Source organism: Micromonospora sp. NBRC 101691, from assembly GCF_030269285.1.
GTDB classification, from domain to species: Bacteria; Actinomycetota; Actinomycetes; order Mycobacteriales; family Micromonosporaceae; genus Micromonospora; species Micromonospora echinospora.
This window is the reverse complement of sequence record NZ_BSTB01000019.1, coordinates 98,362-124,253: the sequence shown is the minus strand read 5'-3', so window position 1 is coordinate 124,253 and position 25,892 is coordinate 98,362. Positions and strand designations below refer to the sequence as shown.

Genomic DNA, 25,892 nt, shown 5'->3' with positions numbered 1-25,892 from the left:
AACCGGAGATGGTCGTCGACCCGGGGCGGACGTGGGCACGTCCGGGGACGCCGGCCGGGATGTGTGCCCCCTGCGCGCACCCCGGCCGGCCCCGGTCCCGCGTCCCCGGGACGGGACGCGGGTCCACGACGCGTCGCGGGCGACGCGCCGGGTCCGCCGGGCGGCGGTCGTCGTCGGCTCAGCCGTGCCGGCCGGCCAGCGTCCCGGTCGGGTACCGTCCGCCGACGGTCACGGTCGACTGGCCCGCGCCGACGGTCACAGCGGATCGGCCGACGCCGACCGCCACGCCCGGCTGACGTCCTCGGGGGTACGGCTCGACCGCGACCCCCCGGGTGGTTCCGCCCGCCGCGAACGCCGAGCCGGTGTACGTGGTGCCCGTCCGGGTGACCGGCACGCCGGCCCGGACGGCGGGCCCCGAGGGGACGGCCAGCGCCGAGGCGAGGGCCACCTGCGCCTCCCGGCGTCTGCGGTTCCACGCGCCCCGGTCCCCGTCGAAGTAACCCTGGCGGTAGCCGAACCGGTACCCGATCCGGTAACTGAGCTGGCCGTGCAGCCGTCCGGCGGCGTAGCTCGTCGAACCGAGCAGCAGGACCAGGAAGACCGCGAAGAAGGGGCTCATCCGGCGGCTCCGGTGTCCCTCGGGCCGGGGCGGGACGTCATCGCTCCTCCGGCCCGGGCAGGGTGGGATCGGCGACGAGCAGCCGGTCCAGGTCGTCGGTGCCGACCTCCTCGACCAGCTCGACGCTGATCCGGCAGCCGTCCAGGAGGACCTCCGCCACCGAGGTGCGCCGGATCTCGCCCCCGGCGTCGTAGACCCGGACGCTCAGCTCCGGGCAGCCGAGGTGCGCACGCCAGGCGTCCCACTCGACGCGGTCGGCCACGTTCAGCGAGACGTGCCGGCTCCCTCGGGCGAGGTAGAGGCGCCACGGGGCACTCAGACCCGCGGCCACTCCCTCCGCCACCAGGCCGAACGCCTGGGCGCGGGTTGCGAGTTCAGTCACCACACCTCCCTCGTACCTGGTGTGTGGCCTCCGGGGCAGACCACCCCGGGCACGCCGCACACCGCAAATTGTCCCATGGGCGTGACAGTAGCAGCTCCCGGTGCTTTTGGGACCACACTCGGTGATCGATCGTCTGCCCACGTCAGGGCGGCTGGCGACACCCCGCTCGGCGGCTGTCGAATGCGAAGAGGATGTCACATACACGTGACAAGAGCGCGTCTCACGACGACCCGGCAGACGGCCGGTCGTACCGTCGTCGGGTGACCCACGCCCACGCGCGCAAGATCGAATTCGCCGCCTTCGTGCGCCGGGCGCTCGACGACGCGCGGACGGCCCGGGCCTGGAGCGGCACCGAGGTGTCCCGCCGGACGGGCGTCTCCCGGCAGACCATCAACCGGTGGGTCCGGGGCGACTGGAGCAGCGACCCCGAGGCCGCCCGGGTGGTCTCCTTCTGCGAGGGGCTCGGGCTGGACCCGACGGCGGCCTTCGCCGCCCTCGGCTGGGACCGGACGGACCCGTCCCGTCGCCGGCCGGAGACCCCGCCGATGGACCCGGACGTCGAGGCGCTGTTGCGTCGCCTGGTCGACCCCGGCGTCTCGGACCTTGAGAAGTTCCACATCCGAGAAACCGTCCGATACCTCGCTTACCGCCCTCCGCTCCCCGCCATCCCCAATCCGGACAAAAAGGTGGGCTAGTTCCTCAGATGGCGAAAAGAACGCCGACCGGGAAATCCCCGTTCCGCACCGGACGGCGGGTTCGCGCGCTAGCGTCCCCCTAACTGCTTGGGCTCGTCGTCGGCGGGGGACGGGACAAGGCCGAACCCAGCCCTGCGGGACAGAAGGAGGGGTCTGTCCATGACCCTGAAGTGGTTGGCAGTCCTGGTCGCGACGGTGTCCGTGACACTGTCCGTGACCGGAAACGTGGTGGTCGGCGCGATCGACGGCGGGCAGCTTCCCCTGGTCGTCAACCTCTTCGCGCTGACCACGGCCGGCACGGCGGTCGTGCTGGCGGTCCTCGCCGAGCTCTACGACCGGCTCAACGACCGGCTCACCGCGCTCACCGAGTTCCTGGTGGCCCGGCTCAACGACATCGAGGCGCACACCGGGGACCGGAACGCCGGTTTCGTCGAGGGCTACCTGCTCAGCCACGACCGGGAGGCCACGGTGGTGCCGTTCGGGCGGCGCGGACGCGGGGCCGCCGAACGCTGAGGAACGCGGGTCGGCGTTCCGGGAGAGCTTCTCGCGACCACGAATGTCCGGCCCTTCGAGGGGTACGCTGACGCGCGTGCCGCCGTTGAATCTGGGCAACCAGGAGCCGAAGAGCCCGCTCGACGCCGCCCACGCGTGGGCCGCGACCGCCGAGCGGGCGGGAGACTACGTCCTCTTCTTCGACTTCGACGGCACACTCGCCCCGGTCGACGACGACCCCAACGCGGTCGAGCCCGCCCCGAAGGTCCTCGCCGCGCTCGAGGCGCTCGCCCCCGTCGTACGGCGGGTCGCGATCGTCTCCGCCCGCCCGGTCGAGTTCCTGCGGGACCACTTCGGCGGGCTCGTCGGCATCGACCTCTACGGCCTCTACGGGCTGGAGCACAGCCACTCCGGCGGTGAGACAGTCACCGAGCCGGCCGCCCTGCCCTGGGTGCCCACCATGGCCGAGCTGGCCGACCTGGCCCGCGCCGAACTGCCCCCGGGCACCCTGGTCGAGTTCAAGCGACTCTCCGTCGCCCTGCACTACCGCACCGCGCCGCACCTGGCCGAGGCGGTGGAGAGTTGGGGCCGGGCCCAGGCCGACCGGCTGGGGCTGCGGGTGCAGGCCGGTCGGATGGTGCTGGAACTCAAGCCCCCGGTCGACCGGGACAAGGGCATGGTGATCGACGAAGTGGTCCGCTCCGCCGCCGGGGCCTGGTACTTCGGCGACGACGTCTCCGACATCAAGGCGTTCACCGCGCTGCGCGCCCGGGCCGCCGCCGATCCCGACTTCGTCGGGGTCTGCGTCGCGGTGGCCAACCCGGAGACCGGGCAGGAGGTCGCCCGGGCCGCCGACCTGACCATCGACTCCCCGTCCGCCCTCGGCGACTTCCTCAGCGACGCCGCCGCCCGGCTGCGCTGACCAGTCCGGCTCGCCGGACGGCCCGGCTGAGCCACCCGGTCGTCCCCGGTTCCTCCTCGGCCCGACCGGACGCGAGGGGATCCCCCGCCCCGGGTGGGCGGAGGATCCCGGTCAGCAGATCCCGGTGGCGGTCAGGCCGGCAGGGTCCACTTCTGGTTCGCGCCACCGTTGCAGGTCCACAGGTGCACGATGGCGCCGTCGGGGGCGACCGTCAGACACTTGCCGGACTGCGGGTTGCGCAGGGTGCCGTCACCGTGGGCCACCCACTGCTGGGAGCCGAGGCCGTGGCAGCGCCAGAGGATGATCTGGTTGCCGTCCGCTGATCCGCCGCTGTGCACGTCCAGGCACTTGCCCATGGACATGACGCTGCGGTTGGGCATCAGCGCCCAGCCCTGCGGGTCGGACGCGTCGCAGGTCGAGACCTCGATCTGCGCGCCGTCGTTGAACGGCGACCGGATGTCCAGGCACTTCCCGCTCTGGGCGGTGACCGCGCCGATCCGGGCGGTGTCGCCGGTCGGCCCGTTCTTGGCCACCGCCTCGGCGATCCGGATGCTCTGCATCAGCTCGTCCACCGCCGGGATGCCCTCGGGCACGGGCGGCTCTTCGAGCAGCCGCTCACTGGCCACCTCCAGCCGCTGCCGGAGCTGCGTCGACCGGTGGTCGAGCGCCCAGTTCAGGCACCGCTCGACCGGGTCCCACCGCTCCGCCGACGTACAGGGCAGCACGTGCTCGTTCTGGCCGGTGCGCGGGTTCGGCTCCGTCCCGCCCGACGGCTTCACCTCGCACCGGTCGTTGACGATCCTCGCGCAGTAGTTGGCGAGCGCCTGCCGGAAGCCGTCGCTGACCCGCTTCGCCGGCGTGATGCCACCGGAGAGCCCCTCCCGGCCGCTGACCACGTTGGCCTCCAACTGCCCCTGGTCGAACGGGATCCGGGACTGGCCGAGCAGGTGGATGCCGATGGTCTGGTCGTGCTCCAGCGATCGGGCGAAACCGAGCTTGGTGTACGACTGGAGCAGCAGCGCCGTCCGGGTCAGGTTGGTGTTCAACCGGTGGAGGTCGGTGCCCGGCTTGTCCAGGTCCCGGACGATCTCGTGGTAGTACTGCCCGGCCTGGCCGTAGAGCCAGTCCCGCACCCGGCTCTTGAGCGTCGCCTCACCCGGCGCGGTGCCCTGCACGGTCTCGAAGTCCGGCTTGACCGTGCCCCACTTCTCCGACATGCCCTGGGTGGGACTGCGCAGCCAGCCCTGCCGGGGGTCGTGCGGCGGGTAGTACTGCTCGATCTTGCCGTACGGGTAGACCTTGGTCCACTCGCGGGCGGTGAGCCACTGGCCGTCCCAGTTCTGCCGCACCTGGAAGGTGATCTGGAGGTCGGCGGAGACCGAGTACGGCCGGTCCCCACCCGGGTCCGGAGGCTCGGACATGTTCACCCAGGAGGCCTGGTAGCAGGTCTGCGCCGGGGTGTTCGGGCGGCCGTAGTCGGCGAGCCACATCTCCTTGAGGTTCTTGCTGACCACGTTGGTCGGCCGGCTCGGCTTGAAGGTGGCCGTCCCGGCGCACGGCGAGACGGTCGTCGGCTCGGCCGTGCTGGCCCCCTCGACGTCCTGGGTGGGCAGGCCGAACATGGTGTAGTTGAGCCGGTCCTGCTGGACGGCGTTCCGCTTCTTCTGCAGCTCGCCGACCAGCTCGAAGCCGGTGGCGCGGTAGCTGTCGAGCAGCTTGACGTAGACCGGGCCCAACTGCTCCGGCTTGTCCCAGCCCTGCGGCTGGCTGAACCGCCGGACCGCGGTCTGGATCGCCTGACCGGCGGCGAGGATCTCGCCGGTGGTCAGGTTCACCTGTGCCGCGAACTGGGGGTTCTGCGCCACCATGTGCTTGTAGCCCTCGGCGGCCAGCATCCAGTGCTCCACCGCCGGCACGGCCGGCGCCTGCACCGGCACGCCGTCGCTGGTGACCGCCGGCAGGTTCAGGTACCGCTCCGCGTAGTCGGTCAGGTAGCGGACCGAACCCTGGTAGCCGAACGCGCCGAGGTTGTTCTCCGGGTTCGGGTCGCCGAGGCCGGCGGTGAACGGTGCGGCCTTGCTCTGCAGGCTCGCCGCCGTGTTCAGCGCCTCCACCGTCGCCTTGTACTCCTCCCAGGTCAGCGGGGTCTCCGGGTAGCGGGCGGCGTGGCTGACCCGCTGATTGATCAGCCCCTTGAGCTGGGTGACCTGGCTCTCCTGGAGGGACCGCATGATCGAACTGCCCCAGAAGTCGACCCGCTCGGTCACCAGGGCGAGTTGCCTGATCACCTGCACCAGCTGCTCCTGGGTCAGCCACACCTCGGTGAGCAGCCGGTTGAACTGCTGGTCCATCTGCTCGAACATCTGCACCAGGGCCAGCTCGATCCGGTCGAACCGGGTGTTCATCTCCGCGCGGAACTCGTTCAGCTCCGCCCGGAGCTCCTTGAGTTCGGTGAGGATCTGTTCGTCGACGGTCGGACCGGTGCCGCCGAAGAGCGGCACCAGCGACTGGATCGCACCGAGCACCGCGCCGGCCATGCCGATTCCGCTCGCCGAGAAGAGCGCGGCCTTCAGACCGTTCGCGGCCAGCGTCGGGAGCCAGTCGCTGACCGCGGTGGCGATCTGGATGGCGGCCCGGCCGGTGCCGGTCACGATGTCGCCGACCTTCTTGTCGGCGACGCCGATCAGCTTGCCCAGCAGGTCGACCGCACCGGCGGCACCCTCCAGCCACCTCCGGCGCTCCTCGGCCTTCGCCTTGGCCTGGTCGATCTCGGCCTGGGTGGCCGGTCGCCCGTCCACCGGCAGGGCCGCGTTCACCGCCTCGACGTCCCGGTTGGCGGCCTCGGTCTGCTCGTTGATCTCGTTGATCAGCGCGGCGATCTGCCGGTTGCCCTCGTTGACGTAGCCCTCGAGGTTCACGGCGTGCTCGAGCAGCCCCTGTACGTTGACGTACGTCGCGATCAACGGGTCCGCCATCAGGTCGTCCTGGGTGGCGTTCGCGACGATGTTGTACTTCGCGCCGAAGTAGCCGTTCCAGGCCTCGGTGAAGGTCGGGTCGATCGCGCCCCGGCCGGCCACCTCACCCCAGATCCTGTTCTGGTGCTCGAAGACCTGACTGATCACGGAGTTGTGCCGCTGCGCGGCATGGATGTCGTCGAGCGTCTCGCCGAGCGCCTTGATCTCCTTGCCGAGCGTCGACTCGGCCAGTTCCTTGAAGATCGGCGCGGCCACCGCGCCGGACGGGTGCAGCGCGGAGAGCTCCAGCAGCTTCACCATGAACTGGTACGTCGGCCGGGCCAGGTCCTCGGCCCCGAGCTGGCTGGTGTACCACTGGTTCATCGACGCGGTGTACTGCACCAGCTGCTGCGACGTGACCTGCGGATTACGCTGCCGGTGGCCGACCATCGCCGCGCTGAGGAACAGTTGCCGCAGTCCCTCGTTCCCGGTGGCCCGGGACCGCATGTACGCCGCGAACAGGCCCCGGCGCTGCGTGTCCTGGTCGACGACGACGACCCCGCCCGACGCGTACGCCGACGGCGACACCACGACGTTGCCCACGGCGGCGACCAACGCGACCGCCGCCACGGCGCAGAGCCGCCCCCACCGACCGGCGAACCCGCGTCGCCGTCTCGTTGTCGATCCCCTTCGGATCATTACCTCTCCTCCCGGTGCCGCCCACGGTCGGACGGCACGGGGAGGTTCGCCGGAGGATCGTCCCAGCCGGAAGGGACAGGTGTCCCGGGCAGCCGGGCAGGTCGGAACGCCGACAGTTCCCCGGTGCGGTTTGTTGACAGTTGTCCTGCGGCAAGAACCGGATCGGACGGTCAGACGCCGTAACGGCGTTGCCGGCTGGCGTACGAGCGCAGCGCCCGGAGGAAGTCCACGCGGCGGAAGTCGGGCCAGTTCAACTCGCAGAAGTAGAACTCCGAGTGCGCCGACTGCCAGAGCATGAAACCGGAGAGGCGCTGCTCACCGCTGGTCCGGATGACCAGGTCCGGATCGGGCTGCCCCCGGGTGTAGAGGTGCTCGGCGATGTGCTCGACGTCCAGCACCTCGGCGAGTTCCTCCAGGGTGCCACCGGTGGCGGCGTGCTCCAGCAGCAGCGAGCGGACCGCGTCGGTGATCTCGCGCCGGCCACCGTACCCGACCGCGATGTTGACCTGGGCGCCGCCGCTGCGCTCCCGGGTGCGCTCCTCGGCGGCCTTCAGCGCGGCGGCGGTCTGCGCGGGGAGCAGGTCGAGCGCGCCGACCATGCGCAACCGCCACGGGTTGCCCTCCTCGGCCAACTCGACCACCAGATCCTCGATGATCTGCAACAGCGGGTCGAGTTCCCGGGCCGGGCGGCGCAGGTTGTCGGTGGCGAGCAGGTAGAGGGTGACGTGCCCGATCCCGGCCTGGTCGCACCAGCCGAGCACATCCTTGATCTTGGCTGCGCCGACCCGGTGCCCGTCGTTGGGATCGACGAAGCCCATCTCCTTGGCCCACCTGCGGTTACCGTCGCACATCACGCCGACGTGCCGGGGCACCGGCTTGCCCGCGAGCTTCGCCGTCAGTCGACGCTCGTACACCGAATAGAGCAGGTTCCGCAGAGTCATCACCATGCAGCGTAGCGACCCGGGCCGGGAAGGGGTACGTCCCACCTCAAACCCGCCCGGACAGTCCCCAGCCGATCATCGCCAGCGTCCGGGCGTCCAGCCGACCGTCACCGAGCCCCAACTCCGCCACGGTACGGAAGACCCGGTCGTCGCGGCGGGCCGCGCGGACGGCCCCGTCCACCACCCGCCGCCGCCGGGCCAGCCAGGCCGCCGCGGAACTGTGCCGCAGGTGGGTGCCGAGACGACGGCGCAGGTCGGCGGCGTACCGGTCGGCGGCCCGGTCCGGACTACGGGCCGCCGTCGCGCCGGCCAGCGCGCCGGAGAGCAACGCGTAGAAGATCCCCTCCCCGGTGAACGGGTTGATCAGCGAGAGCGCGTCGCCGGCCAGCGTGACCCGGCCCCGCCCGGGTGCCGGTCGGTAGGTGGAGAGCGGCAGGTGGTGGGCGCGCAGGTCGGCCACCGTCGCCGGGTCGGTGCCGGGCAGCAGCGCGGCGAGACGGTCGAGCAGGTGCGTCCGGCTCAGCGGCTCGCCGCGCAGCACCTCCCCGTACCCGACGTTCGCCCGGCCGTCACCGATCGGGAACGACCAGGCGTACGCCGGCCAGCGCGCGGCCGAGGTCACGATGAGCTGCTCCGGCGGGCCGGAGCGGGCCGTGGCGTACCCCCGGATGGCGAGCGCGAGATGGCGTTCCGGATTGATCGGGTGACCGAGGAGCCGGCGCACCACCGAACCGGCCCCGTCCGCCCCGACCACCGCCCGGGCCGCGAACACGTCGTCCAGCAGCACCCGGTCGTCCCGCTCGACGACCCGGCGCACGGTGTGCCGGCGCAGCTCCGCGCCGGCCGCCACGGCCGCCGCGACCAGCCGGGCGTCGAACACCGTCCGGGGCACCGTGTACGCCGGCCGGGGCAGCGCCCGGGCCACCGTGTCGCCGCCCGGGGCGACCAGCCGCAACGCGGGCAGCGGCGGGTATCCGGCCACCGCGTCGGTGACCCCGAGCCGGGCGAGCACGTCCAGCGCGTGCGCGGCGATGCCGTCCCCGCACGCCTTGTCCCGGGGGAAGTCGGCCCGGTCCAGCAGCAGCACCCGGGCCCCGGCCCGACGGGCGGCCAGCGCGGCGGCGGCTCCCGCCGGTCCCGCCCCCACCACGGCGACGTCGTACGCCTCGCTCACGCGGCGCCACCTCCAGCTCCGGCCCGACCACTCCGCCACAGACCGTAGATGGCCAGGCCACCGGCGGTCACCAGCGGCGCGCCGTCCCGGACCAGACCGTCGACCCCGAGCAGCCACCAGCACAGCGGCAGGTCGACGGCGAGCACCACGAGGGTGACCGCCACCAGCAGTCCGCGCGCCCAGCGTCTGCCCCGCAACAGGAAGAAGGTGCAGAACAGCACCGCGTAACTGGTGGCGAGCGCGAAGCCGAACCAGAACAGCACGGCCGGCCCGGCGGCGAGCCGGCCGTCCAGGATCGTGCCGGCGGCGACCAGCGCGGGGACGAGCATCAGCGGGGCGTACGTGAACGCGGCGACCCGGGTGGTGAGCAGCCAGCCGGCGACCGCCGGACGACGCGGCGGCGTCTCCCGCCAGGAGATGCCCTGCCGGTCGATGACCAGTCGCCCCCGGTGCCGGGTCAGGTGCCCGGCGACCGCCGGGGAGCGGTACAGCAGCCAGAGCACGGCCAGGCAGAGCACCAGGAGCAGGACGAAGCCGAGGATTCCGGGCAGCGGGGGCACTCCCTGCCGGGGCACGATCAGCCGTCCGACCGCGAAGACGGTGGTGACGACGAGGATCAGCCCGAGCGGCCGGGCCAGCGTCCGGCCCCGGCGCACGTGCCCGATCAGCAGCACGAAACCGAACGCCCGCAGCAGCGCCCAACCGGTCCGGACGGCCAGGCCGAAGCCCTGCTCCGGGGCGTACCACCAGTTGAGCAGGTCGACCGCGACGGTGGCCGCCGCGGTCACGGCGAGCAGGGTGGTGAGCGCGCGGACGGCGGACGGCCGCCGGACCTCGGTCGCGGCGGCCGTCCTCATGACTGCTGATGATGCCCCCGGCGGTCCACCCGCACACCTGTCCCGGACGGGCGGGTGTCTCGTTCTTTGGTTGCCGGGGACCCCTGCTCGGCCCGAGGCGGTAACAGGGGTCCCCTGCTACCACCCCGGGCGCACGGATCTACCGTCCGGAGGTGGCGTCCAAGCGGGCCCGGAGGGCGTCCAGTTCGGACCAGAGCACGCCGGGCAGCTTGTCACCGAACTTCTCGAACCACTCGTTGATCAGCGGCAGCTCGGCCCGCCACTCCTCCGGGTCGACCTTCAGCGCGATCCGGACGTCCTCCGGGGTCATGTCGAGGCCGTCGACGTCCAGCGCGTCCTGGGCCGGGACCATGCCGATCGGGGTCTCGACCGCGTCGGCCCGTCCCTCGATCCGCTCGACGATCCACTTGAGCACCCGGGCGTTCTCGCCGAAGCCGGGCCAGAGGAAGTTGCCGTCGGCGTCCTTGCGGAACCAGTTGACGTAGTAGACCTGCGGCAGCTTGGAGGCGTCGCCGTCGGCGCCCTTGCCCATCTCGATCCAGTGCCGGAAGTAGTCACCGGCGTGGTACCCGATGAAGGGCAGCATGGCCATCGGGTCGCGGCGCACCACGCCGACCGCGCCGGACGCGGCGGCGGTGGTCTCCGAGGAGAGCGTGGCACCCAGGTAGACGCCGTGCACCCAGTCGCGGGCCTCGGTGACCAGCGGGATGGTGTCCTTGCGCCGGCCACCGAACAGGATCGCGTCGATCGGCACGCCGTTCGGGTCGTAGTAGTCCTCGGCGAGGATCGGGCACTGCGTGATCGGGGTGCAGAACCGGCTGTTCGGGTGGGAGGAGGGGGTGTCGCTCTGCGGCGTCCAGTCGTTGCCCTTCCAGTCGGTGAGGTGGGCCGGCGGCTCGCCCATCCCCTCCCACCAGATGTCCCCGTCGTCGGTGAGCGCGACGTTGGTGAAGACGGAGTTGCCCCGGTCCAGCGTGCGCATCGCGTTGGCGTTGGTCTTCCAGTCGGTGCCGGGCGCGACGCCGAACAGGCCGTACTCGGGGTTGACCGCGTAGAGGCGGCCGTCCGGGCCGAACCGCATCCAGGCGATGTCGTCACCGATGGTCTCGACCTTCCAGCCCGGGATGGTCGGCTCCAACATGGCCAGGTTGGTCTTGCCGCAGGCGGACGGGAACGCGCCGGCGATGTGGTAGACCTTCCCCTCCGGGGAGGTGATCTTGAGGATCAGCATGTGCTCGGCGAGCCAGCCCTCGTCCCGCCCCATGACGCTGGCGATCCGCAGCGAGTAGCACTTCTTGCCGAGCAGCGAGTTGCCGCCGTAGCCGGAGCCGAAGGACCAGATCTCCCGGGTCTCCGGGAAGTGCGAGATGTACTTGGTCTCGTTGCACGGCCAGGCGACGTCCTGCTGGCCCGGTTCGAGCGGCGCGCCGATCGAGTGCAGCGCGTGCACGAAGTCGGCGTCGTCCCCCATCGCCTCGAGGATCTTCGCGCCCATCCGGGTCATGATGCGCATCGAGGCGACCACGTAGGGGCTGTCCGTGATCTCCACGCCGAACATGGGGTTCTCGGCCTCGACCGGGCCCATGCAGAACGGGATGACGTACATCGTCCGGCCGCGCATGCACCCGCGGTAGAGGTCGGTCATCACCCGCTTCATCTCGGCCGGCGCCATCCAGTTGTTGGTGGGGCCGGCGTCCGCCTCGTCGACGGAGCAGATGAAGGTGCGCTCCTCGACCCGGGCGACGTCACCGGGGTCGGTACGGGCGTAGAAGGAGTTCGGTTTCTTCTCCGGGTTGAGGCGGATCAACGTGCCCGCCTCGACCAGCTCGTCGGTGAGGCGACGCCACTCCTCGTCGGATCCGTCCACCCAGACCACCCAGTCGGGAGTGGTCAGTTCCGCGACTTCTCGGACCCAGGCGAGCAGCTTGGCGTGGGACGTCGGGGCCTGATCGATACCCCGAACAGCAGCCGGAGCAACCATGACACATCTCCTTGTGGTCGACGCTGACCGATCTATGGGATGCACGAGTCGTGGCGGGCGGGAACCGCGTCGCCTTCGTGGAAACCTGGGATTCCGCTCAGCGTAAACCGGGCGGCCCCAGGCGTCAGTGGGACTGGTTGTGAAGAACTGCACAAAGTACGGCTAACCTGCGGCTTCACGAGCTGATACCCGCTTTCCCGCTCAGTTTCACGCACATTCCCCTGTTGACCTTCAATGCGCCACAGGAAGTGGAACCCGGCCGGGCGGCGGCCGCACGGACACGGCACCACACCACCTCCGCCGGCCACCGCTCCCCACGGCACCGCCGACATCACCCTCTGTCATCGTCGGGAGGCGTTTACCCGCTGTCGACGTTGCTACCCGTCCGGGAAGCGGTCAGCCGGTACGCTTCCCCCGTGGCTGCGACCGTGACCGGGGACCAACCGGGTGCCCCGCATGCGCGACCGGGCCTCCTCCGGTCGCTGCTCGACCGGTTCGGTCACCTCCTGCGCGAGTTGAGCAAGTTCGCCACGGTGGGCGGGATCGCCTTCCTCATCGACTTCGCCCTGTTCAACTTCTTCACCACGGGCCGTGGCATCGAGCCGGTCACCGCGAAGACGATCTCCACTGTCATCGCGGCCACGGTCGCCTTCCTCGGCAACCGGTTCTGGACCTGGCGGCACCGGGAGCGCTCCAACCCGCTCCGCGAGTACGCCCTGTTCTTCTTCTTCAACGGGGTGGGGCTGGGCATCGCGGTAGCCTGCCTCGCCATCAGCCGTTACGGGCTGGGCAGCATCTGGCCGGAGGTCTTCCAGACCACGCTGGCCGACAACATCGCCAGCTTCATCGTCGGCACGGGCCTCGGCACGCTGTTCCGGTTCTGGTCGTACCGACGGTTCGTCTTCGTCGAAGCGGGAACCCGACGGGTTCCGCGAGGACCCGACCCAGAATCCCAGGCGTGACCTGGGGCCCATCCCGTCCGGCCAACAGGCCGGAAGCCACGACCGACCTTAAGGTGTTCCGCATGCGTCTTGTCCGCCTCCTGCCCGAGCGCTGGCAGAAGTTCGTCCACGAGGCGCTCAAATTCGGCATCGTCGGTGGCATCAACACCGTCATCAATTACGCGGTGTTCAACGCACTGGCACTCACCGTGTTCTCCGACGGTCAACTCAAGGCCGCAGTCGCCGCGACGGTCGTCGCCACCATCACGTCGTATCTGATGAATCGGCACTGGACATACCGGGACCGACCGAGATCGGCGATGCGTCGGGAGTATGCCCTTTTCTTCCTTTTCAACGCGACCGGGCTGCTCATCGAACTGGGCGTCCTGGCCGCGGCGAAATACGGCCTCGGCATGACCGGTCTGCTCGCGCTGAACGTGGCGAAGACCGGCGGTGTCGTGCTCGCCACGCTGTTCCGCTTCTGGTCGTACCGGACCTTCGTCTTCCAGCCCGTTCCGGCCACCGACTCCGCCGCCCAGCGGGACGAGCACGAGGCGGTCGCCGAAATGGACCCGGTGGCCGAACTCGCCGAGTCGGTCACCGAGCTCGAGCAGGCCCAACCGGAGCCGACCGCACCACCCGAGGTCCGGCCACGACCGACACTCCGGCCCCGCTCGCGGGTCACGCCGAGCCCGATCGCGGGCCCCGGTCGGGCGGCCAAGCCGCGCCCGGCCGGTGTCGGCGACACGTTCCCGCCCCGCACGAACAGCGCGGAGGCCCGACCCGGCCCGTCCCCGCTGGAGCAGCTGAAGCCGCTCGACCCGGGGCTCGTCGCGATCGACAGCGAACTGGAAGCCGAACTCGCCGCCGAACTGCACGCCGTGTCCCGGCGTGCCCCGCGCCGGTGAGCGCCGAACCGGTCCGCTCGGGGACCGGAGCCTCGGCCGAGCTGTTCTTCGAGGACCTCACCCCGGGTCGTTGGTTCGACCTCGGCATGCTCACCGTCGACGGGGACGAGATGGTCGCCTTCGCCCGACGGTTCGACCCGCAGTGGTACCACGTCGACGAGGAACTGGCCCGGCAGAGCCACCACGGCGGCCTGATCGCCAGCGGCTTCTACACGGTCAGCCTCTTCATGCGGGCGTACGTCGACCACGTGCTCTCCCGCGCGGCGGCCGACGCCTCCCCCGGCCTGGAGGAGCTGCGCTGGCTGGCGCCGGTGCGCGCCGGCGACCGCCTGGCGGTACGCCTCGACGTCATGGGCAGCAAGCCCTCCACCGCCCGTCCGGGGCTCGGCACGGTCACCCTGAGCGGCACGATGCTCCGCCTCGACGCAGAGGGACGCCCGGAGTGCGAGGTGCTCCGCACCCGGTTCCGTGGCTGGTTCACCCTCCGCGACCAGGACGCGCCCGACGACGTCACCGATCCGGACAGCGCGGCCGACGGGGACGAGCCACCGCCGGACCGCCCGAATCCGGTCGCGGTCGCCACCGGTCCCGCGCCGATGGCCGGGACCGCTCCGGCCGCCGCCCCCGATGCCGTTCCGGCCCCGGGGGCCCACCCGGCCGTGGTCGCGGACAGCCGAACCGGCCCGTTGCCGGTGCTGGTGGCCGACGCCCGACCGTCCGGTCCACCCGTCTCCGGCCCTCCGGCCCCGGTCGGCGCACCCGTCTCCGCGCCCCCCCTGCCCGGCGGAGCGCCCGGACCCGTCTCCGCGCCGCCCCTGCCCGGCGGGGCTGCCCCGCAGGTCGGCGCACCTGTCTCCGGGCCACCACTGCCGAACGGGTTGACCGGCCTGCCCGGCCGGATGGTGGCGTCGGCCAGCTCGGTCGACGCCCCCACCGCCGTCCTGCCCGGTCCGGTGGTCTCCGCCCCGCCGGCACCACCGACAGGGCCGACGGGGCAGTACGGTCTGGACGCCCCCACCGCCGTCATCCCGGCCGCCCGGGACCCGCACGACCACCCCGACCCGTCCCACCGGCACCATCCGCCGGAGGGCGCCCGGGGGTCCGTGCCGCCGGAGGCCGTCTGACGGCGCGTGACGCCGGCCACCAGCCGGCGGGTGCCCCTCATGTCCGGGCCGGCTGACGTCGGTCGGCGGAGTCACGATCGCGTGAGAGACTTGCCGGGATGAGCGAGCAATCCGCGACCGACGAGTCGCCACCGGTCGCCGGTGACGCACCGGCCCCCGCGCCCCGGACGCAGCGGTGGACGCGCCGTGCTCCCTGGCTGGCCGGCGGCACGGCACTCGTCGTGGTCGTCACCGACCAGCTCACCAAGCTGTGGGCCGAGAGCACTCTCACCCGGGGCGAACGGACCCCGGTGCTCGGTGACGCGCTGGGCATCCAGCTCATCTACAACCCCGGCGCGGCCCTGTCGATCGGCGCGGGCTCGACGTGGATCTTCACGATCGCCACGGCCATCGGCGTGGTCGCGGGCCTCTGGTACTCGTGGCGGGTGCGGTCCCTCGCCTGGGCCCTGGCCCTCGGGCTGATCCTCGGCGGGGCGACGACCCACCTCGGCGACCGGCTCCTGCGCGAGCCGTCGTTCGGCCAGGGCCACGTGGTCGACTTCATCGCGTACTTCGACTGGTTCATCGGGAACGTGGCCGACATCGCGATCGTCGTCGGGGCGGGTATGTTCCTCCTCCTCACCGCGCTGGGCACCACCATGCGGCCGGAGGACGCCGAGACGGCGGAGCCGACCGTCGTGCCCGGCGTCGAACGCTAGCCGAGCCGGGCACGACGCACGCCCACCGGGTCGCGGTCAGGCGGTGGGGTCGCGCAGCGGGCGGCCGTCCTGCATGTCGGCCATGATCTCCCGCAACTCTCCGTCGCCCACCGAGTGCCGGTCGTGGTGCGCCTCGACCAACTCGTACAGCCGGGTCTGCACCTGCTCCACCCCGGGCACGTCGACCAGCACCGACTGACCGCGCTCCCCGGCCGACTCGATGGTGAGCGTGCCGCAGCCGAAGAGCCGCTCGACGAACCGCTGGTTCATCGAGTGGTCGTTGATCCGGCCCAGCGGGATGTCCCGTCGCTCCCGGGAGAGGATGCCCTGCTGGAGCAGCACCCGTTCGGTGGTGAAGAGGTAGTGCGTGCTGCGCCAGGTCAGGTACGGCACGAGCGCGAACACCACGGCCAGCGCCACGGCCAGCCCGGCGACCAGGTAGAGACCGATCCGGCCGGCCTCGCCGTCCGGCAGGAGAATCCAGGCGGCCACCACCGCCGCCACGCTCAGCACCAGCACCAGAACGGGTCGGACCAGGGCCTTCCCGTGCGGGTGCAGGTGGAGCACGATCTCCTCGTCCTCGGTGAGGACGTCATCGGGGAACGCCACACGAACCTCCTCGCAGGTACACCGACGCGCTGACGGTAGCCTGCCGCCGCCCGTACGCGCGGCAACCGGCCGGACGGCACGGGTCGGACGTTCGTACGGACGGTGGAAACCGCCGCCTCAGCGCAGGTGCAGGACGTCCCCGGCGGCGAGGCTGCGCTCCCCCCGCACGGTGTCGACCAGGAGCTGCCCGTCGGCGTCGACGCCGGTGGCCGTACCGGTCAGCTCCTCGCCACCGGGCAGGATCACCCGGACCGGGCGCCCGATCGTGCCGCAGGCGGCCAGGTACGCGTCGCGCAGTCCGCTGGTGACCGCGTCCCCCCCGGCGGACCGCCAGCGGTCGTACCAGTCGGCGACCGCCCGGAGCAGCGCCCGCAGCAGCGGGTCCCGGTCGGTGGCGGCGGCACCGGCGAGTTGCAGCGAGGTGGCGGGCAGGCCGGTCGGGTTCTCCGGCAACTCGTCGGCGCGGAGCGTCACGTTGAGGCCGACACCGAGCACGACCGCGGACGGCTGGGCGAGCGTGCCACCGGGCACCGCCTCGGCCAGCACCCCGGCGCACTTGGCGTCGTCGAGAAGCAGGTCGTTGGGCCACTTCAGCCGGGCGTCCAGCTCGGCCAACCGGGTCACCGCCTCGACCAGGGCGACCCCGGCGAGCAGCGGCAGCCAGCCGTACCCGGTGGTGGGAACCGGTGACCAGCCGCGCTCCGGGGCGGCCTCGCCGGGCCGGAGCAGGACACTGGTCGCGATGCCCGCCCGGGGCGGCGACTGCCAGACCCGGCCGCGCCGGCCCCGCCCGGTGGTCTGCCGCTCGGCGACCACGACCAGGCCCTCCGGCTCACCGGTCCGCGCGGCCTCGGCGACGTCGGCGTTGGTGGAACCGGTCTCGGCGCGCAGCTCCAACCGCCGCCACGGCCCGTACGGCGCGACCAGCGCGCGCCGCAGCCGGGCCGCGCTCAGCGGCGGTCGGTCCAGGTCGGTGTACGGGGAGCCCGGCATCCCGCCAGCCTACGGCCCCGTCCTCGACGCGCCGGGGAGCGGACGCGGACGACCGGACGTGAGGCGAAGTGCACACCGGCACGCCACCTGAACCATCGTTATATTCCCAGGGTGACTACCGAGACCGGGACCAACATCCACACCACCGCCGGCAAGCTGGCGGACCTGGAGCGACGGGTCGACGAGGCGGTGCACGCGGGCTCGGCGCGCGCCGTGGAGAAGCAGCACGCGCGGGGCAAGAAGACCGCCCGGGAGCGGATCGAACTGCTGCTCGACGAGGGTTCCTTCGTCGAGTTGGACGAGTTGGCCCGGCACCGCTCGACCAACTTCGGCCTCGACCGCACCCGCCCGTACGGGGACGGCGTGATCACCGGGTACGGCACCGTCGACGGCCGGCAGGTCTGCGTCTTCGCGCAGGACTTCACGGTCTTCGGCGGCTCCCTCGGCGAGGTCTTCGGCCAGAAGATCGTCAAGGTGATGGAGCTGGCCATGAAGATCGGCTGCCCGATCATCGGCATGAACGACTCCGGTGGCGCGCGGATCCAGGAGGGTGTGGTCAGCCTCGGCCTGTACGCCGACATCTTCTTCCGCAACGCCCGCGCGTCCGGGGTGATCCCGCAGATCTCGCTGGTGATGGGGCCGTGCGCGGGTGGTGCGGTCTACTCCCCGGCGCTCACCGACTTCACCGTGATGGTCGACCAGACCTCGCACATGTTCATCACCGGCCCCGACGTGATCAAGACGGTGACCGGCGAGGACGTGGCGATGGAGGAGCTGGGCGGGGCACGTACCCACAACACCCGCAGCGGCAACGCCCACTACCTGGCCAGCGACGAGGACGACGCGATCGACTACGTCAAGGCGCTGCTGTCGTACCTGCCGGCGAACAACCTGGACGAGCCGCCGGCCTTCCCCGTCGAGGCGGACCTGACCGTCACCGAGGAGGACCGGGAACTCGACACGCTGATCCCCGACTCGGCGAACCAGCCGTACGACATCCGCCGGGTGGTCGAGCACGTCCTCGACGACGGGGAGTTCCTGGAGGTCCAGCCCCTCTACGCGCAGAACATCGTGGTCGGCTTCGGTCGGGTCGAAGGGCGGCCGGTCGGCGTGGTCGCCAACCAGCCGATGCACTTCGCCGGCTGCCTGGACATCGCCGCCTCCGAGAAGGCGGCCCGGTTCGTGCGCACCTGCGACGCGTTCAACATCCCGGTGCTGACCTTCGTGGACGTGCCCGGCTTCCTGCCCGGCACCGACCAGGAGTGGGACGGCATCATCCGCCGGGGCGCCAAGCTGCTCTACGCGTACGCCGAGGCCACCGTCCCGAAGGTCACCGTGATCACCCGCAAGGCGTACGGCGGGGCGTACGACGTGATGGGCTCCAAGCACCTCGGCGCGGACCTGAACTTCGCCTGGCCGACCGCGCAGATCGCGGTGATGGGGGCACAGGGCGCGGTGAACATCCTGTACCGCGCCGAGCTGGCCGCCGCCGAGGACCCGGCCGCCGTCCGCGCCGAGAAGATCGCCGAGTACGAGGACACCCTGGCCAACCCGTACATCGCCGCCGAGCGGGGCTACGTCGACGCGGTCATCCCGCCGCGCGAGACGCGCACCCAGATCGTCCGGGGGCTGCGGATGCTGCGCACCAAGCGGGAGACGCTCCCACCGAAGAAGCACGGCAACATCCCGCTCTAGCGGCGGTTCTGCTCGCTGGGGTAGCTGTCGGGTGGTAGCAGGGGTCCCCTGTTACTCAAAAAGCGGTAGCAGGGGTCCCCTGCTACCACCCGAGCCGGGCGCTCCGCCTCTCCCCGAGCTGTCCGGAGCAGCCAGTGGTCAGCAGGACGGGTTCGCGGAGGGACACATCCGGGTGGCGGCGACCCGGGCGAGCCGCCGCAACTCGTCATCCGACATGGAGCGTCCCGGCACGATCACGGTCACCAGGTCCCCTACCCGGACGATCGCCAGACTGGTCGTCGACGGGGACATCTCGCCGAGCGGCTTCCCGGTGGTCCGGTCACGGGGTTGGGACACCGAGTGGCGCAGCAGGGCCGCCTCGTCGCCGACGAAGTCGCGGTCCGCCAGCGCCCAGTTGTGCACCGCCTCCGCGTCGATCGTCCGGCCCTGCCATTCGATCGGGCCGACCGAGCGCCACGCGGCGCACGGGGCAATGAGCTGTTCCAGACCCTGGAAGAAGCGTCCGGCCACCTCGGGTGTGACCCGGTAGATGTCCTGGCCGACCAACAGGCCGCTGGGGGGGTGGTCACCGCCCGGGCGGTCCCGAAGGATCGCCTGCGAGCGGGACCAGAGCGACGTCTCCCACCGCGTCGACTGGCCCTGGTCCGTCCGACAGGCGCCGAGGTGATCATCGAGGCGGATCGACTCGCCGAGATCCGACGCGGTCAGCGGCGGCTCGGACCGCTCCCGCAGGTCGGCCGGTTGCAGCAGCGCCTCCGGCGGGATCTCGCCGCGCGCTCCCGGATCCACCACCGGTACGGCAACCGGCGGTGGTTCGGCCCCACCGGTCGGACGGAGCACGGCGACGCTCCCCACCACCAGCACCAGGGCGGCGGCTGCCCCGGCCACCTGCCGGCGGGTCCGCCGTCGGGCACGCGCCCGGATCTCCGCCGGCTCCGGCCAGCGGACGGCTGCCAGGTCGACCGCGAGCCGGTCGGCCAGGGTGGGCTCGTGCTCACGCATCGGCGGCCTCCTCCAGATCCGTGACGGCGAGCAGTCCGGCGAGCGCGGTACGCCCCCGGGAGAGCCGGGCCTTGACCGTGCCGACCGGGGCGTTGGTCTCCCGGGCGACCTCGGCGACCGGCATGCCGAGCAGGTAGTACAGGGCGAGTGCGGTGCGCTGTTCCTCGGGGAGCCGGCGCAGCGCGGCCACCACCTCGACGGTGTCGGTGTTCGGGGCGGGAACGGCCTCGGTGGCCCCGTGCCGCAGGTACGCCCGGGCGCGGCTGCGCAGGCTGCGCCAGCGGCTCACCGCGATCCGGCTGGCGACCACCCGCACCCAGGCCTCCGGGTCGTCGTACCGGCCGACGGTCGACCAGCGCTGCCACGCGCGCACGTACGCCTCCTGGACCGCGTCCTGGGCCTCGGCGAGGTCGCCGGTGAGCGCGTAGACGAACCCGAGCAGCCGTTGCCGGCTCCCCCGGTAGAACTCGTCGAACCCGTCGACGTCGGGCACCTGTCACCTCCCGTGGCCACTCCCAGGTGACACGCTCCCGGGCACCGGCCCGGTTGCCGGTCGCGGCGGAAAATGACCTGCACGCGACACCGGGGTGGCGGCACGATGCAGGGCATGCCGACCGAGCGCGTCATCCGCCCGTACCGTCCGGACGACTGGCCGGCGGTCACCCGGATCCACGATGCCGCCCGGCTGGACGAGCTCCGCGACGGCGCCAACGTGGCCGCCTTCCTTCCCCTGGCCGACATCGCCGAGGGCGAGGGGTTCTTCGACGGCGACGTCTGGGTGGCCGAAGAGTCCGGCGAGGTCGTCGGTTTCGTGGCGTTCGCCGACGACGAGATCACCTGGCTGTACGTGGACCCGGCCCGCTACCGGCAGGGGCACGGCCGTGCGTTGCTGCGTCACGCCCTGGCCTCGGCGCAGGACCGGCCGGTCGAGCTGACCGTCCTGGTCGGCAACGACGGCGCCCTGGCGCTCTACCTCGCCGAGGGCTTCCGGATCGAGCAGACGAAGACCGGCCGGTTGGCGGGCAACGAGGCGTTCCCCGCCACCGGGCACATCATGGTGCGGCCGGGCCGGTCCTGACCTCTGTTCCGACGTCCGCGACCGTCACGGCGTGAGGTTGACGTCGGCGAGCACCGGACCGGCGAGCAGCGCCGCCCCGACCAGCAGGGTGACCAGGTTGGCCAGGGCGAAGAACGTCACCCAGAGGAACGCCGGGAACGGGGTCAGTCCGGCGAGCTGGTCGGCGTCGGACGCGGGCATCCGCCCTCGGCCGCGCAACCGTTGCAGCTCCACCACCGGGCGCACCCCGCCGAGCAGCAGGAACCAGACCCCGGTGTACGCGAACGCCGCCTGCACCTGCGGCGACGCGTACCAGGAGACGGCGAGCACCAGCCCGCCGGTGACGACCAGCGACACCACGCCGAACGCGTTGCGCACCATCACCAGCATGGCCAGCAGCAGCGCCACCGCGACCCAGAGCAGCAGGGTGATCCGGTTGCCGCCGAGCAGCCACGCCCCGGCGAGCCCGATCAGCGGCGGGGCGACGTACCCGGCGAGCAGCGTGAGGATCATGCCGGGGCCGGTGGGCCGTCCGGCTGAGAGGGTGAGCCCGGAGGTGTCCGAGTGCAGCCGGATGCCGTGCAGCCGGCGGCCGGTCAGCAGCGCGGCCAGCGCGTGGCCGCCCTCGTGGGCGATGGTGATCGCGTTGCGGGCGACCCGCCAGGGCAGCCGGGTCGACACCACGACCAGCGCGACGGCGGCGGTGGCGAGGACGAGCCACGGTGGCGGGTCGGGTTGCGCGCCGAGGAGCCGGTCCCACAGGCTGCCCAGTCCGTCGATCGGCGTCATGGGCCGGCAGCCTACCGCCCCGGCGCACCCCCGCCACCCCGCCGCTTCCCGGTCCCGGCCGGCTGACCATGGGAAACTGGCCCGGTGACGACCCGAGTTGGAGGTGACCGGGATGACCGCAGCACCGCTTGAGCCGCACGTCGGCCCGTGGACCGAGGCGGAGTACCTCGCCATGGCCGAGACCCCTGACCGGATCGAGCTGCTCGACGGGAGCCTGATCGTGAGCCCTGCCCCGAGTAAGCGGCACCAGTTGGTGTCCCGGCGCCTGGCGAACATCCTGGAAACTGCCGCGGAGCAGCAGGGACTCATGGTGTTCGAGGCGGTCAACGTCCGGCTCGGCACGGATCGGATCGCGATCCCCGACCTGGTCGTCGCGGACACCGACGACGAGGGCTCGGTGGTGGAGGCGGCCGAGGTCACTCTGGTCGGAGAGATCGTGTCGCCCGGCAACGCCGCCGCTGACCGGGTGCTCAAGATGCAGCTCTACGCAATCGCCCGCATCCCCTGGTACCTGCTGGTCGACCCGGAGGGCGACAGCCACACCCTGCGGCTGTTCCGTCTGGACGGCACGCACTACGTCGAGCATGCCGTGGCCAAGGCTGGTGAGCGCCTGACCCTCGCCACGCCCTTCCCGCTCTCGCTCGACCCGGCGTCCCTGCGCTGAGCTCGGTTCGCTCGCCGTCAGGTGCCGAGCACCGAGCACCCTCCGGCAAATCTTTTAACAGGTATTGCAATCCCGGGCGGATTCCTTCAATGATGTCTGTCAATAACGGACACCTCGGGAGGGAAGCCTCATGTCGCGTAGCCGCCTCACCCTGCGCCGGATGCTCGCCACCGGCCTGGCCGCTCTCGCCACCGCCGCCGCCGGCCTGGTCGCCACCGCGAGCCCGGCCGCTGCGGCCACCACACCTGGCATCGACGTCTCACACTGGCAAGGCTCGATCAACTGGACCAGCGTCCGCAACGCCGGCATCCAGTTCGCCTACATCAAGGCCACCGAGGGTACGAGCTACAAGGACCCGCAGTTCAACGCTAACTACACCAACGCCTACTACGCCGGCGTGATCCGTGGGGCGTACCACTTCGCCCGGCCGAACATCTCCTCCGGCGCGGTCCAGGCCAACTACCTCGCCAGCAACGGCGGCGCCTGGTCGGCGGACAGCCGTACCCTGCCGGCCGCCCTGGACGTCGAGGCCAACCCGTACAGCGGCGGCTACTGCTACGGCCTGAGCACCACCGGCATGCGCAACTGGATCCAGGACTTCCTGAACACCTACCGCTCGCGCACCGGCCGCTACGCGGTCATCTACACCACCACGAGCTGGTGGAACCAGTGCACCGGCAACTGGACCGGCCCCTGGGCCAACCACCCGCTGTGGCTCGCCCGCTGGTCGAGCACCCCGGGCGCGCTGCCGGCCGGCGCCTCGGTCTGGAGCTTCTGGCAGTACACCGACTCGGGCAGCGTCTCCGGCATCAGCGGTGGCGTCGACCGGAACCACTGGAACGGCACCCGCGACCGCCTGATCGCGCTGGCCAACAACACCCCCTGAGCCGTACCGCGCCCGGCCGGGTGGCACCGCGCCTCGCGGCCCGCCCGGCCGCGCCACGTTCCGAGGCGGTACGCCGACACCGGCCGACCCGGTGGTCCCGACTCCGCGCCTCAGGCTTCCCGGTGCCGGGTGACCGGCACGGTGACCGGGACCGAGACACCCTCGGCGGCGGACACGCTGTCCGGTACGGACGTGCCGCGCCGCAGCACCATCCGGCCGCCCACCACGGTAGCGGCGATGGCCACGACGCTGACCAGGGCGACCAGCGCCGAGATGCCGACACTCGCGAGGAGCAGGACGGCGTCGCCGAGGGCGACGAGCATCCACAGTGCCACCGAGGACTTCGTGGCCTTCCGTCGGTAACCCATCGGTCGTACCTCCTTCCGTCGTCACGGATGAGGTACCCCGTTCGACGGAAAGTCATGCGAACGAATGTCGCACCGGCACGATTCCCAGGGCTGGGGCAGCCGGATCAGTCCTGCCGGTCGGGCTTGAAACCCTTCGCGATCAGGTCGAACTCGTCGAGGTTCTGCTCCCACTCGCTGGCGGCGACCTCCCAGCGGATGGCGTACCCCCGGTTGCTGGCCGTCACGAAACCCCGGTTACGGACGTGGATCCGGGTGCCGTCCCGGGTCTCCAGCCACTCCCAGTCCGCGCAGGTCTTCCAGAAGTCACACCGCTCGATGCTGAGATACTCGTAGTCCCGGACGTAGTTCTTGCGGGCCGGCTCAAGGCGCTTCCAGTCCGCGTACGCGTCGGACTTCGGGCTGGGCGTCCACTGGATGAGCAGTTCGCCCACGCCGTTTGTCTGGTCGAAGATGACCGTGTCACTTCCGGAGCTCCGGCGCACCCAGCCCGGCGGCAACGGCAGCTCGAAGCCGGCCTGGTCCTTGTGCATCTTCCAGCCGGCCGGCAAGGTGACGCCTCCGGAGGCGCTCGGGCTGGGGGTCGGGCTGGGCGGAGGCGTGGTCGGCGACACCGGGGCCGACGCGCTCGTCGGCGCGGTGGAAGGCTGGCCGGTGGCATCCGTCGTACCGCCGGTCTGCGGGCCCGGTCCAGGGTCGTCGGAGTCGCCGTTGAGCAGTGGCACGACGAGCACCACCGCGAGCAGCAGCACCGCCACCAGCGCGCCGATCAGCAGGTTGCGGCGACGGTTGTCCGGCTTCGCCCCGGTGGACGGCGGCACGGCGGCCCGCCCGGACGTCGGCGGCGGACTCACCGGGGCCGACATCACGGCGGTCGGGTTCTGCGCGGACGGGGTCAGCCGGGTCGGCGGCTCCTCGCGCGTACCCTGGTCGGCCGGCACCACAGCGGTGGGCGCGGCGTCCGAGGTGGACGAGGCGTTCCCCGGGGCGGCGACCTTCGCCGTCGCGTCGTCACCGGAGCCGGTCACGTCGGACGTGGTGGCCTTCACCGTGGCGTCGCTGCCGGCGGCACCGACGGCGGCAGCCCCCGCGACGGCCGCAGCGGACGAGGAAGCCGAGCGGTCGCCGCCCTGCTCGGCGGGGCGTGGGCCGGGCACCACCGGAGGACGTGGCTCACGGGGACCGTTCGGGCCGGGACGGCGTACCCCGTCGAGCAGTGAGATGCCCCGGCTGCGCTTGCCGCCCGCGCGGCGCAGCATGCGCTCCGCCACCTCGGCGTCGATCCGCTCGGCCGGGTCCTTGCGGAGCAGCCCGTTGAGGACCGGCTTCAGTGGACCGGCGTTCTTCGGCGGCGGCATCGGCTCGGTGGCCAGCGCCGCCAGGGTGGCGATCGCCGACGGCCGGGCGTACGGGGACTTGCCCTCCACGGCCGCGTAGAGCGTCGCGCCCAGCGACCAAAGGTCGGCCTCCGGGCCGGCCGTGCCGTCCCGGGCGCGCTCCGGTGCGATGTACGCGGGCGAGCCGAGCACCATGCCCGTCCGGGTCACGTTCGGGTCGCCGGGGATGGTGGCCAACCCGAAGTCCGTCAGCACCACCCGGCCGTCGTCGCCGAGCAGGACGTTGCCGGGCTTCACGTCCCGGTGCATCACGCCGGCCTTGTGCGCAGCCTTGAGCGCGCCGAGCACCCCGAGACCGATCTCGACGGCACGCGACGCCGACACCGGCCCGTCCTCGGCGAGGGTGTCCTGAAGCGACTTCGACGGGACGTACTCCATGACGATCCACGGGTCGCCGTCGGTACGCAGCACGTCGAAGATGCGCACGACGTTGATGTGGTTCAGTCGGGCGATGGCCCGCGCCTCCCGCAGCGAACGTTCGCGCATCTCCCGACGTTCCTCGTCGGTGAGGCTGGGCGGCGGGACCAGTTCCTTGATCGCCACGTCCCGGTGCAGCACCTCGTCGCGCGCCTTCCAGACCCGACCCATGCCGCCCTGACCGAGCGGCGAAATGAGCCGGTATCGGTTGGCGACGAGTTGGGGAAGCGCGTTCGACATTGCCGAGACGGTACCCGGAGCGGCCGACCCTCACACCGCCGGCACGCCACTATGCGGGATAGGTCAACTCGACGACGCGTACCCTTGACAACATGTCTGCCGACGAGCCTCAGTTCCGGGTGGTCCGGGGAGTTCCCACCGCCGAGGAGTTGGCCGCCCTGGTGGGCGCGATCCTCGTCCGGTACCGTCCGGCCCCCGCACTCGCCCCCACCACCCCGTCCACCTGGGCACGCAGCGGCCGACCGGGCACCGCCACCCCCGCCGCCGGCCCCGGAGCCTGGCGCACCTCCGGCCTACCGCACTGACGAAGCGTATCGATGCATTGACATAGAGTGACCAGATCCACCGCGCGTGGGACTGCCCGCCGTCGCACCGAACGATTAGCCTCACT

At 71.8% G+C, this 25,892-nt stretch carries 25 protein-coding genes and 1 pseudogene; 12 read left to right on the top strand and 14 right to left on the bottom strand.

Annotated features, from left to right (window positions below):
* Positions 1–178: 178 nt before the first annotated feature.
* Together QSK20_RS25155 and QSK20_RS25150 are read right to left on the bottom strand one after the other, a co-directional pair.
* Complete coding sequence (locus QSK20_RS25155; protein WP_285791081.1) at positions 179–619, bottom strand: hypothetical protein; 441 nt, start codon at positions 617–619, stop codon at positions 179–181.
* Between the two features lie 37 nt (positions 620–656).
* A complete protein-coding gene (locus tag QSK20_RS25150) occupies positions 657–1,001 on the bottom strand; it encodes a hypothetical protein (protein ID WP_285791080.1) in 345 nt (114 codons plus the stop codon).
* A 191-nt stretch (positions 1,002–1,192) separates the two neighbouring features.
* Between QSK20_RS25150 and QSK20_RS25145 the strand changes: the two genes are divergently transcribed.
* From QSK20_RS25145 to otsB, 3 genes are all read left to right on the top strand, one after another.
* Positions 1,193–1,696 carry a helix-turn-helix domain-containing protein gene (locus tag QSK20_RS25145; RefSeq protein WP_502889013.1) on the top strand — a complete coding sequence of 168 codons (504 nt, stop codon included), beginning with the start codon at positions 1,193–1,195 and terminating at the stop codon, positions 1,694–1,696.
* A gap of 159 nt (positions 1,697–1,855) precedes the next feature.
* A complete protein-coding gene (locus QSK20_RS25140) occupies positions 1,856–2,209 on the top strand; it encodes a hypothetical protein (RefSeq protein WP_285791078.1) in 354 nt (117 codons plus the stop codon).
* 76 nt (positions 2,210–2,285) lie between these two features.
* Positions 2,286–3,110, top strand: a complete 825-nt coding sequence (otsB, locus tag QSK20_RS25135; RefSeq protein ID WP_285791077.1) for a trehalose-phosphatase — start codon at positions 2,286–2,288, stop codon at positions 3,108–3,110.
* A 131-nt stretch (positions 3,111–3,241) separates the two neighbouring features.
* On the opposite strand, the gene QSK20_RS25130 is transcribed toward otsB, so the two are convergent.
* From QSK20_RS25130 to QSK20_RS25110, 5 genes are all read right to left on the bottom strand, one after another.
* On the bottom strand, positions 3,242–6,763 hold the full coding sequence (locus tag QSK20_RS25130) for a ricin-type beta-trefoil lectin domain protein (protein ID WP_285791076.1): 3,522 nt from the start codon (positions 6,761–6,763) through the stop codon (positions 3,242–3,244).
* Positions 6,764–6,933: 170 nt separating this feature from the next.
* Positions 6,934–7,704, bottom strand: a complete 771-nt coding sequence (locus QSK20_RS25125) for an isoprenyl transferase (protein WP_285791075.1) — start codon at positions 7,702–7,704, stop codon at positions 6,934–6,936.
* Between the two features lie 46 nt (positions 7,705–7,750).
* Positions 7,751–8,878 (bottom strand): geranylgeranyl reductase family protein, encoded by a 1,128-nt coding sequence (locus QSK20_RS25120; protein WP_285791074.1) that lies wholly within the window; start codon positions 8,876–8,878, stop codon positions 7,751–7,753.
* The gene (locus QSK20_RS25115; protein WP_285791073.1) at positions 8,875–9,735 is read right to left on the bottom strand and encodes a hypothetical protein; all 861 of its coding nucleotides are present in this window, start codon (positions 9,733–9,735) and stop codon (positions 8,875–8,877) included. Before QSK20_RS25115 ends, QSK20_RS25120 begins: the two co-directional genes overlap by 4 nt.
* Positions 9,736–9,874: 139 nt before the next feature.
* Positions 9,875–11,716 (bottom strand): phosphoenolpyruvate carboxykinase (GTP), encoded by a 1,842-nt coding sequence (locus tag QSK20_RS25110; RefSeq protein WP_285791072.1) that lies wholly within the window; start codon positions 11,714–11,716, stop codon positions 9,875–9,877.
* A 374-nt stretch (positions 11,717–12,090) separates the two neighbouring features.
* Here QSK20_RS25110 and QSK20_RS25105 point away from each other — a divergent pair, with 374 nt between their 5' ends.
* From QSK20_RS25105 to QSK20_RS25090, 4 genes and pseudogenes are all read left to right on the top strand, one after another.
* Entirely contained in the window at positions 12,091–12,678 is a 588-nt protein-coding gene (locus QSK20_RS25105; RefSeq protein WP_352232314.1) for a GtrA family protein, read from the top strand.
* A 62-nt stretch (positions 12,679–12,740) separates the two neighbouring features.
* A pseudogene (locus tag QSK20_RS25100) lies at positions 12,741–13,307 on the top strand (GtrA family protein); the annotation flags it as partial.
* A 254-nt stretch (positions 13,308–13,561) separates the two neighbouring features.
* The gene (locus QSK20_RS25095) at positions 13,562–14,689 is read left to right on the top strand and encodes a MaoC/PaaZ C-terminal domain-containing protein (protein WP_285791070.1); all 1,128 of its coding nucleotides are present in this window, start codon (positions 13,562–13,564) and stop codon (positions 14,687–14,689) included.
* 98 nt (positions 14,690–14,787) lie between these two features.
* Positions 14,788–15,387: a signal peptidase II gene (locus QSK20_RS25090; RefSeq protein ID WP_285791069.1), complete on the top strand. Its 600-nt coding sequence runs from the start codon at positions 14,788–14,790 to the stop codon at positions 15,385–15,387.
* Between the two features lie 36 nt (positions 15,388–15,423).
* Here QSK20_RS25090 and QSK20_RS25085 read toward each other — a convergent pair whose 3' ends face one another.
* Entirely contained in the window at positions 15,424–15,996 is a 573-nt protein-coding gene (locus QSK20_RS25085) for a PH domain-containing protein (RefSeq protein ID WP_285791068.1), read from the bottom strand.
* 117 nt (positions 15,997–16,113) lie between these two features.
* A complete protein-coding gene (locus QSK20_RS25080) occupies positions 16,114–16,989 on the bottom strand; it encodes a biotin--[acetyl-CoA-carboxylase] ligase (protein WP_285791067.1) in 876 nt (291 codons plus the stop codon).
* Positions 16,990–17,100: 111 nt separating this feature from the next.
* Here QSK20_RS25080 and QSK20_RS25075 point away from each other — a divergent pair, with 111 nt between their 5' ends.
* Positions 17,101–18,684 (top strand): acyl-CoA carboxylase subunit beta, encoded by a 1,584-nt coding sequence (locus QSK20_RS25075; protein WP_285791066.1) that lies wholly within the window; start codon positions 17,101–17,103, stop codon positions 18,682–18,684.
* Positions 18,685–18,822: 138 nt separating this feature from the next.
* Here the strand turns inward: QSK20_RS25075 and QSK20_RS25070 are convergent, their stop codons facing one another.
* Both QSK20_RS25070 and QSK20_RS25065 read right to left on the bottom strand, forming a co-directional pair.
* Positions 18,823–19,686 (bottom strand): hypothetical protein, encoded by an 864-nt coding sequence (locus QSK20_RS25070; RefSeq protein WP_285791065.1) that lies wholly within the window; start codon positions 19,684–19,686, stop codon positions 18,823–18,825.
* On the bottom strand, positions 19,679–20,179 hold the full coding sequence (locus tag QSK20_RS25065) for a SigE family RNA polymerase sigma factor (RefSeq protein WP_285791064.1): 501 nt from the start codon (positions 20,177–20,179) through the stop codon (positions 19,679–19,681). The genes QSK20_RS25070 and QSK20_RS25065 overlap by 8 nt, the downstream gene beginning before the upstream one ends.
* A 114-nt stretch (positions 20,180–20,293) precedes the next feature.
* On the opposite strand from QSK20_RS25065, the gene QSK20_RS25060 reads away from it, so the two are divergent.
* A complete protein-coding gene (locus QSK20_RS25060; RefSeq protein WP_285791063.1) occupies positions 20,294–20,764 on the top strand; it encodes a GNAT family N-acetyltransferase in 471 nt (156 codons plus the stop codon).
* 24 nt (positions 20,765–20,788) lie between these two features.
* Here QSK20_RS25060 and QSK20_RS25055 read toward each other — a convergent pair whose 3' ends face one another.
* Positions 20,789–21,532 (bottom strand): M50 family metallopeptidase, encoded by a 744-nt coding sequence (locus QSK20_RS25055; protein WP_285791062.1) that lies wholly within the window; start codon positions 21,530–21,532, stop codon positions 20,789–20,791.
* A gap of 112 nt (positions 21,533–21,644) precedes the next feature.
* On the opposite strand from QSK20_RS25055, the gene QSK20_RS25050 reads away from it, so the two are divergent.
* Entirely contained in the window at positions 21,645–22,196 is a 552-nt protein-coding gene (locus QSK20_RS25050) for a Uma2 family endonuclease (protein WP_285791061.1), read from the top strand.
* A 130-nt stretch (positions 22,197–22,326) separates the two neighbouring features.
* Positions 22,327–23,082, top strand: a complete 756-nt coding sequence (locus QSK20_RS25045; RefSeq protein ID WP_285791060.1) for a GH25 family lysozyme — start codon at positions 22,327–22,329, stop codon at positions 23,080–23,082.
* A gap of 110 nt (positions 23,083–23,192) precedes the next feature.
* On the opposite strand, the gene QSK20_RS25040 is transcribed toward QSK20_RS25045, so the two are convergent.
* Both QSK20_RS25040 and QSK20_RS25035 read right to left on the bottom strand, forming a co-directional pair.
* A complete protein-coding gene (locus tag QSK20_RS25040; protein ID WP_285791059.1) occupies positions 23,193–23,450 on the bottom strand; it encodes a hypothetical protein in 258 nt (85 codons plus the stop codon).
* A gap of 104 nt (positions 23,451–23,554) precedes the next feature.
* Entirely contained in the window at positions 23,555–25,501 is a 1,947-nt protein-coding gene (locus tag QSK20_RS25035; RefSeq protein WP_285791058.1) for a serine/threonine-protein kinase, read from the bottom strand.
* Between the two features lie 92 nt (positions 25,502–25,593).
* Here QSK20_RS25035 and QSK20_RS25030 point away from each other — a divergent pair, with 92 nt between their 5' ends.
* Positions 25,594–25,806, top strand: coding sequence for an acyl-CoA carboxylase subunit epsilon (locus QSK20_RS25030; protein WP_285791057.1), 213 nt, complete (start codon positions 25,594–25,596; stop codon positions 25,804–25,806).
* Positions 25,807–25,892: the final 86 nt, after the last annotated feature.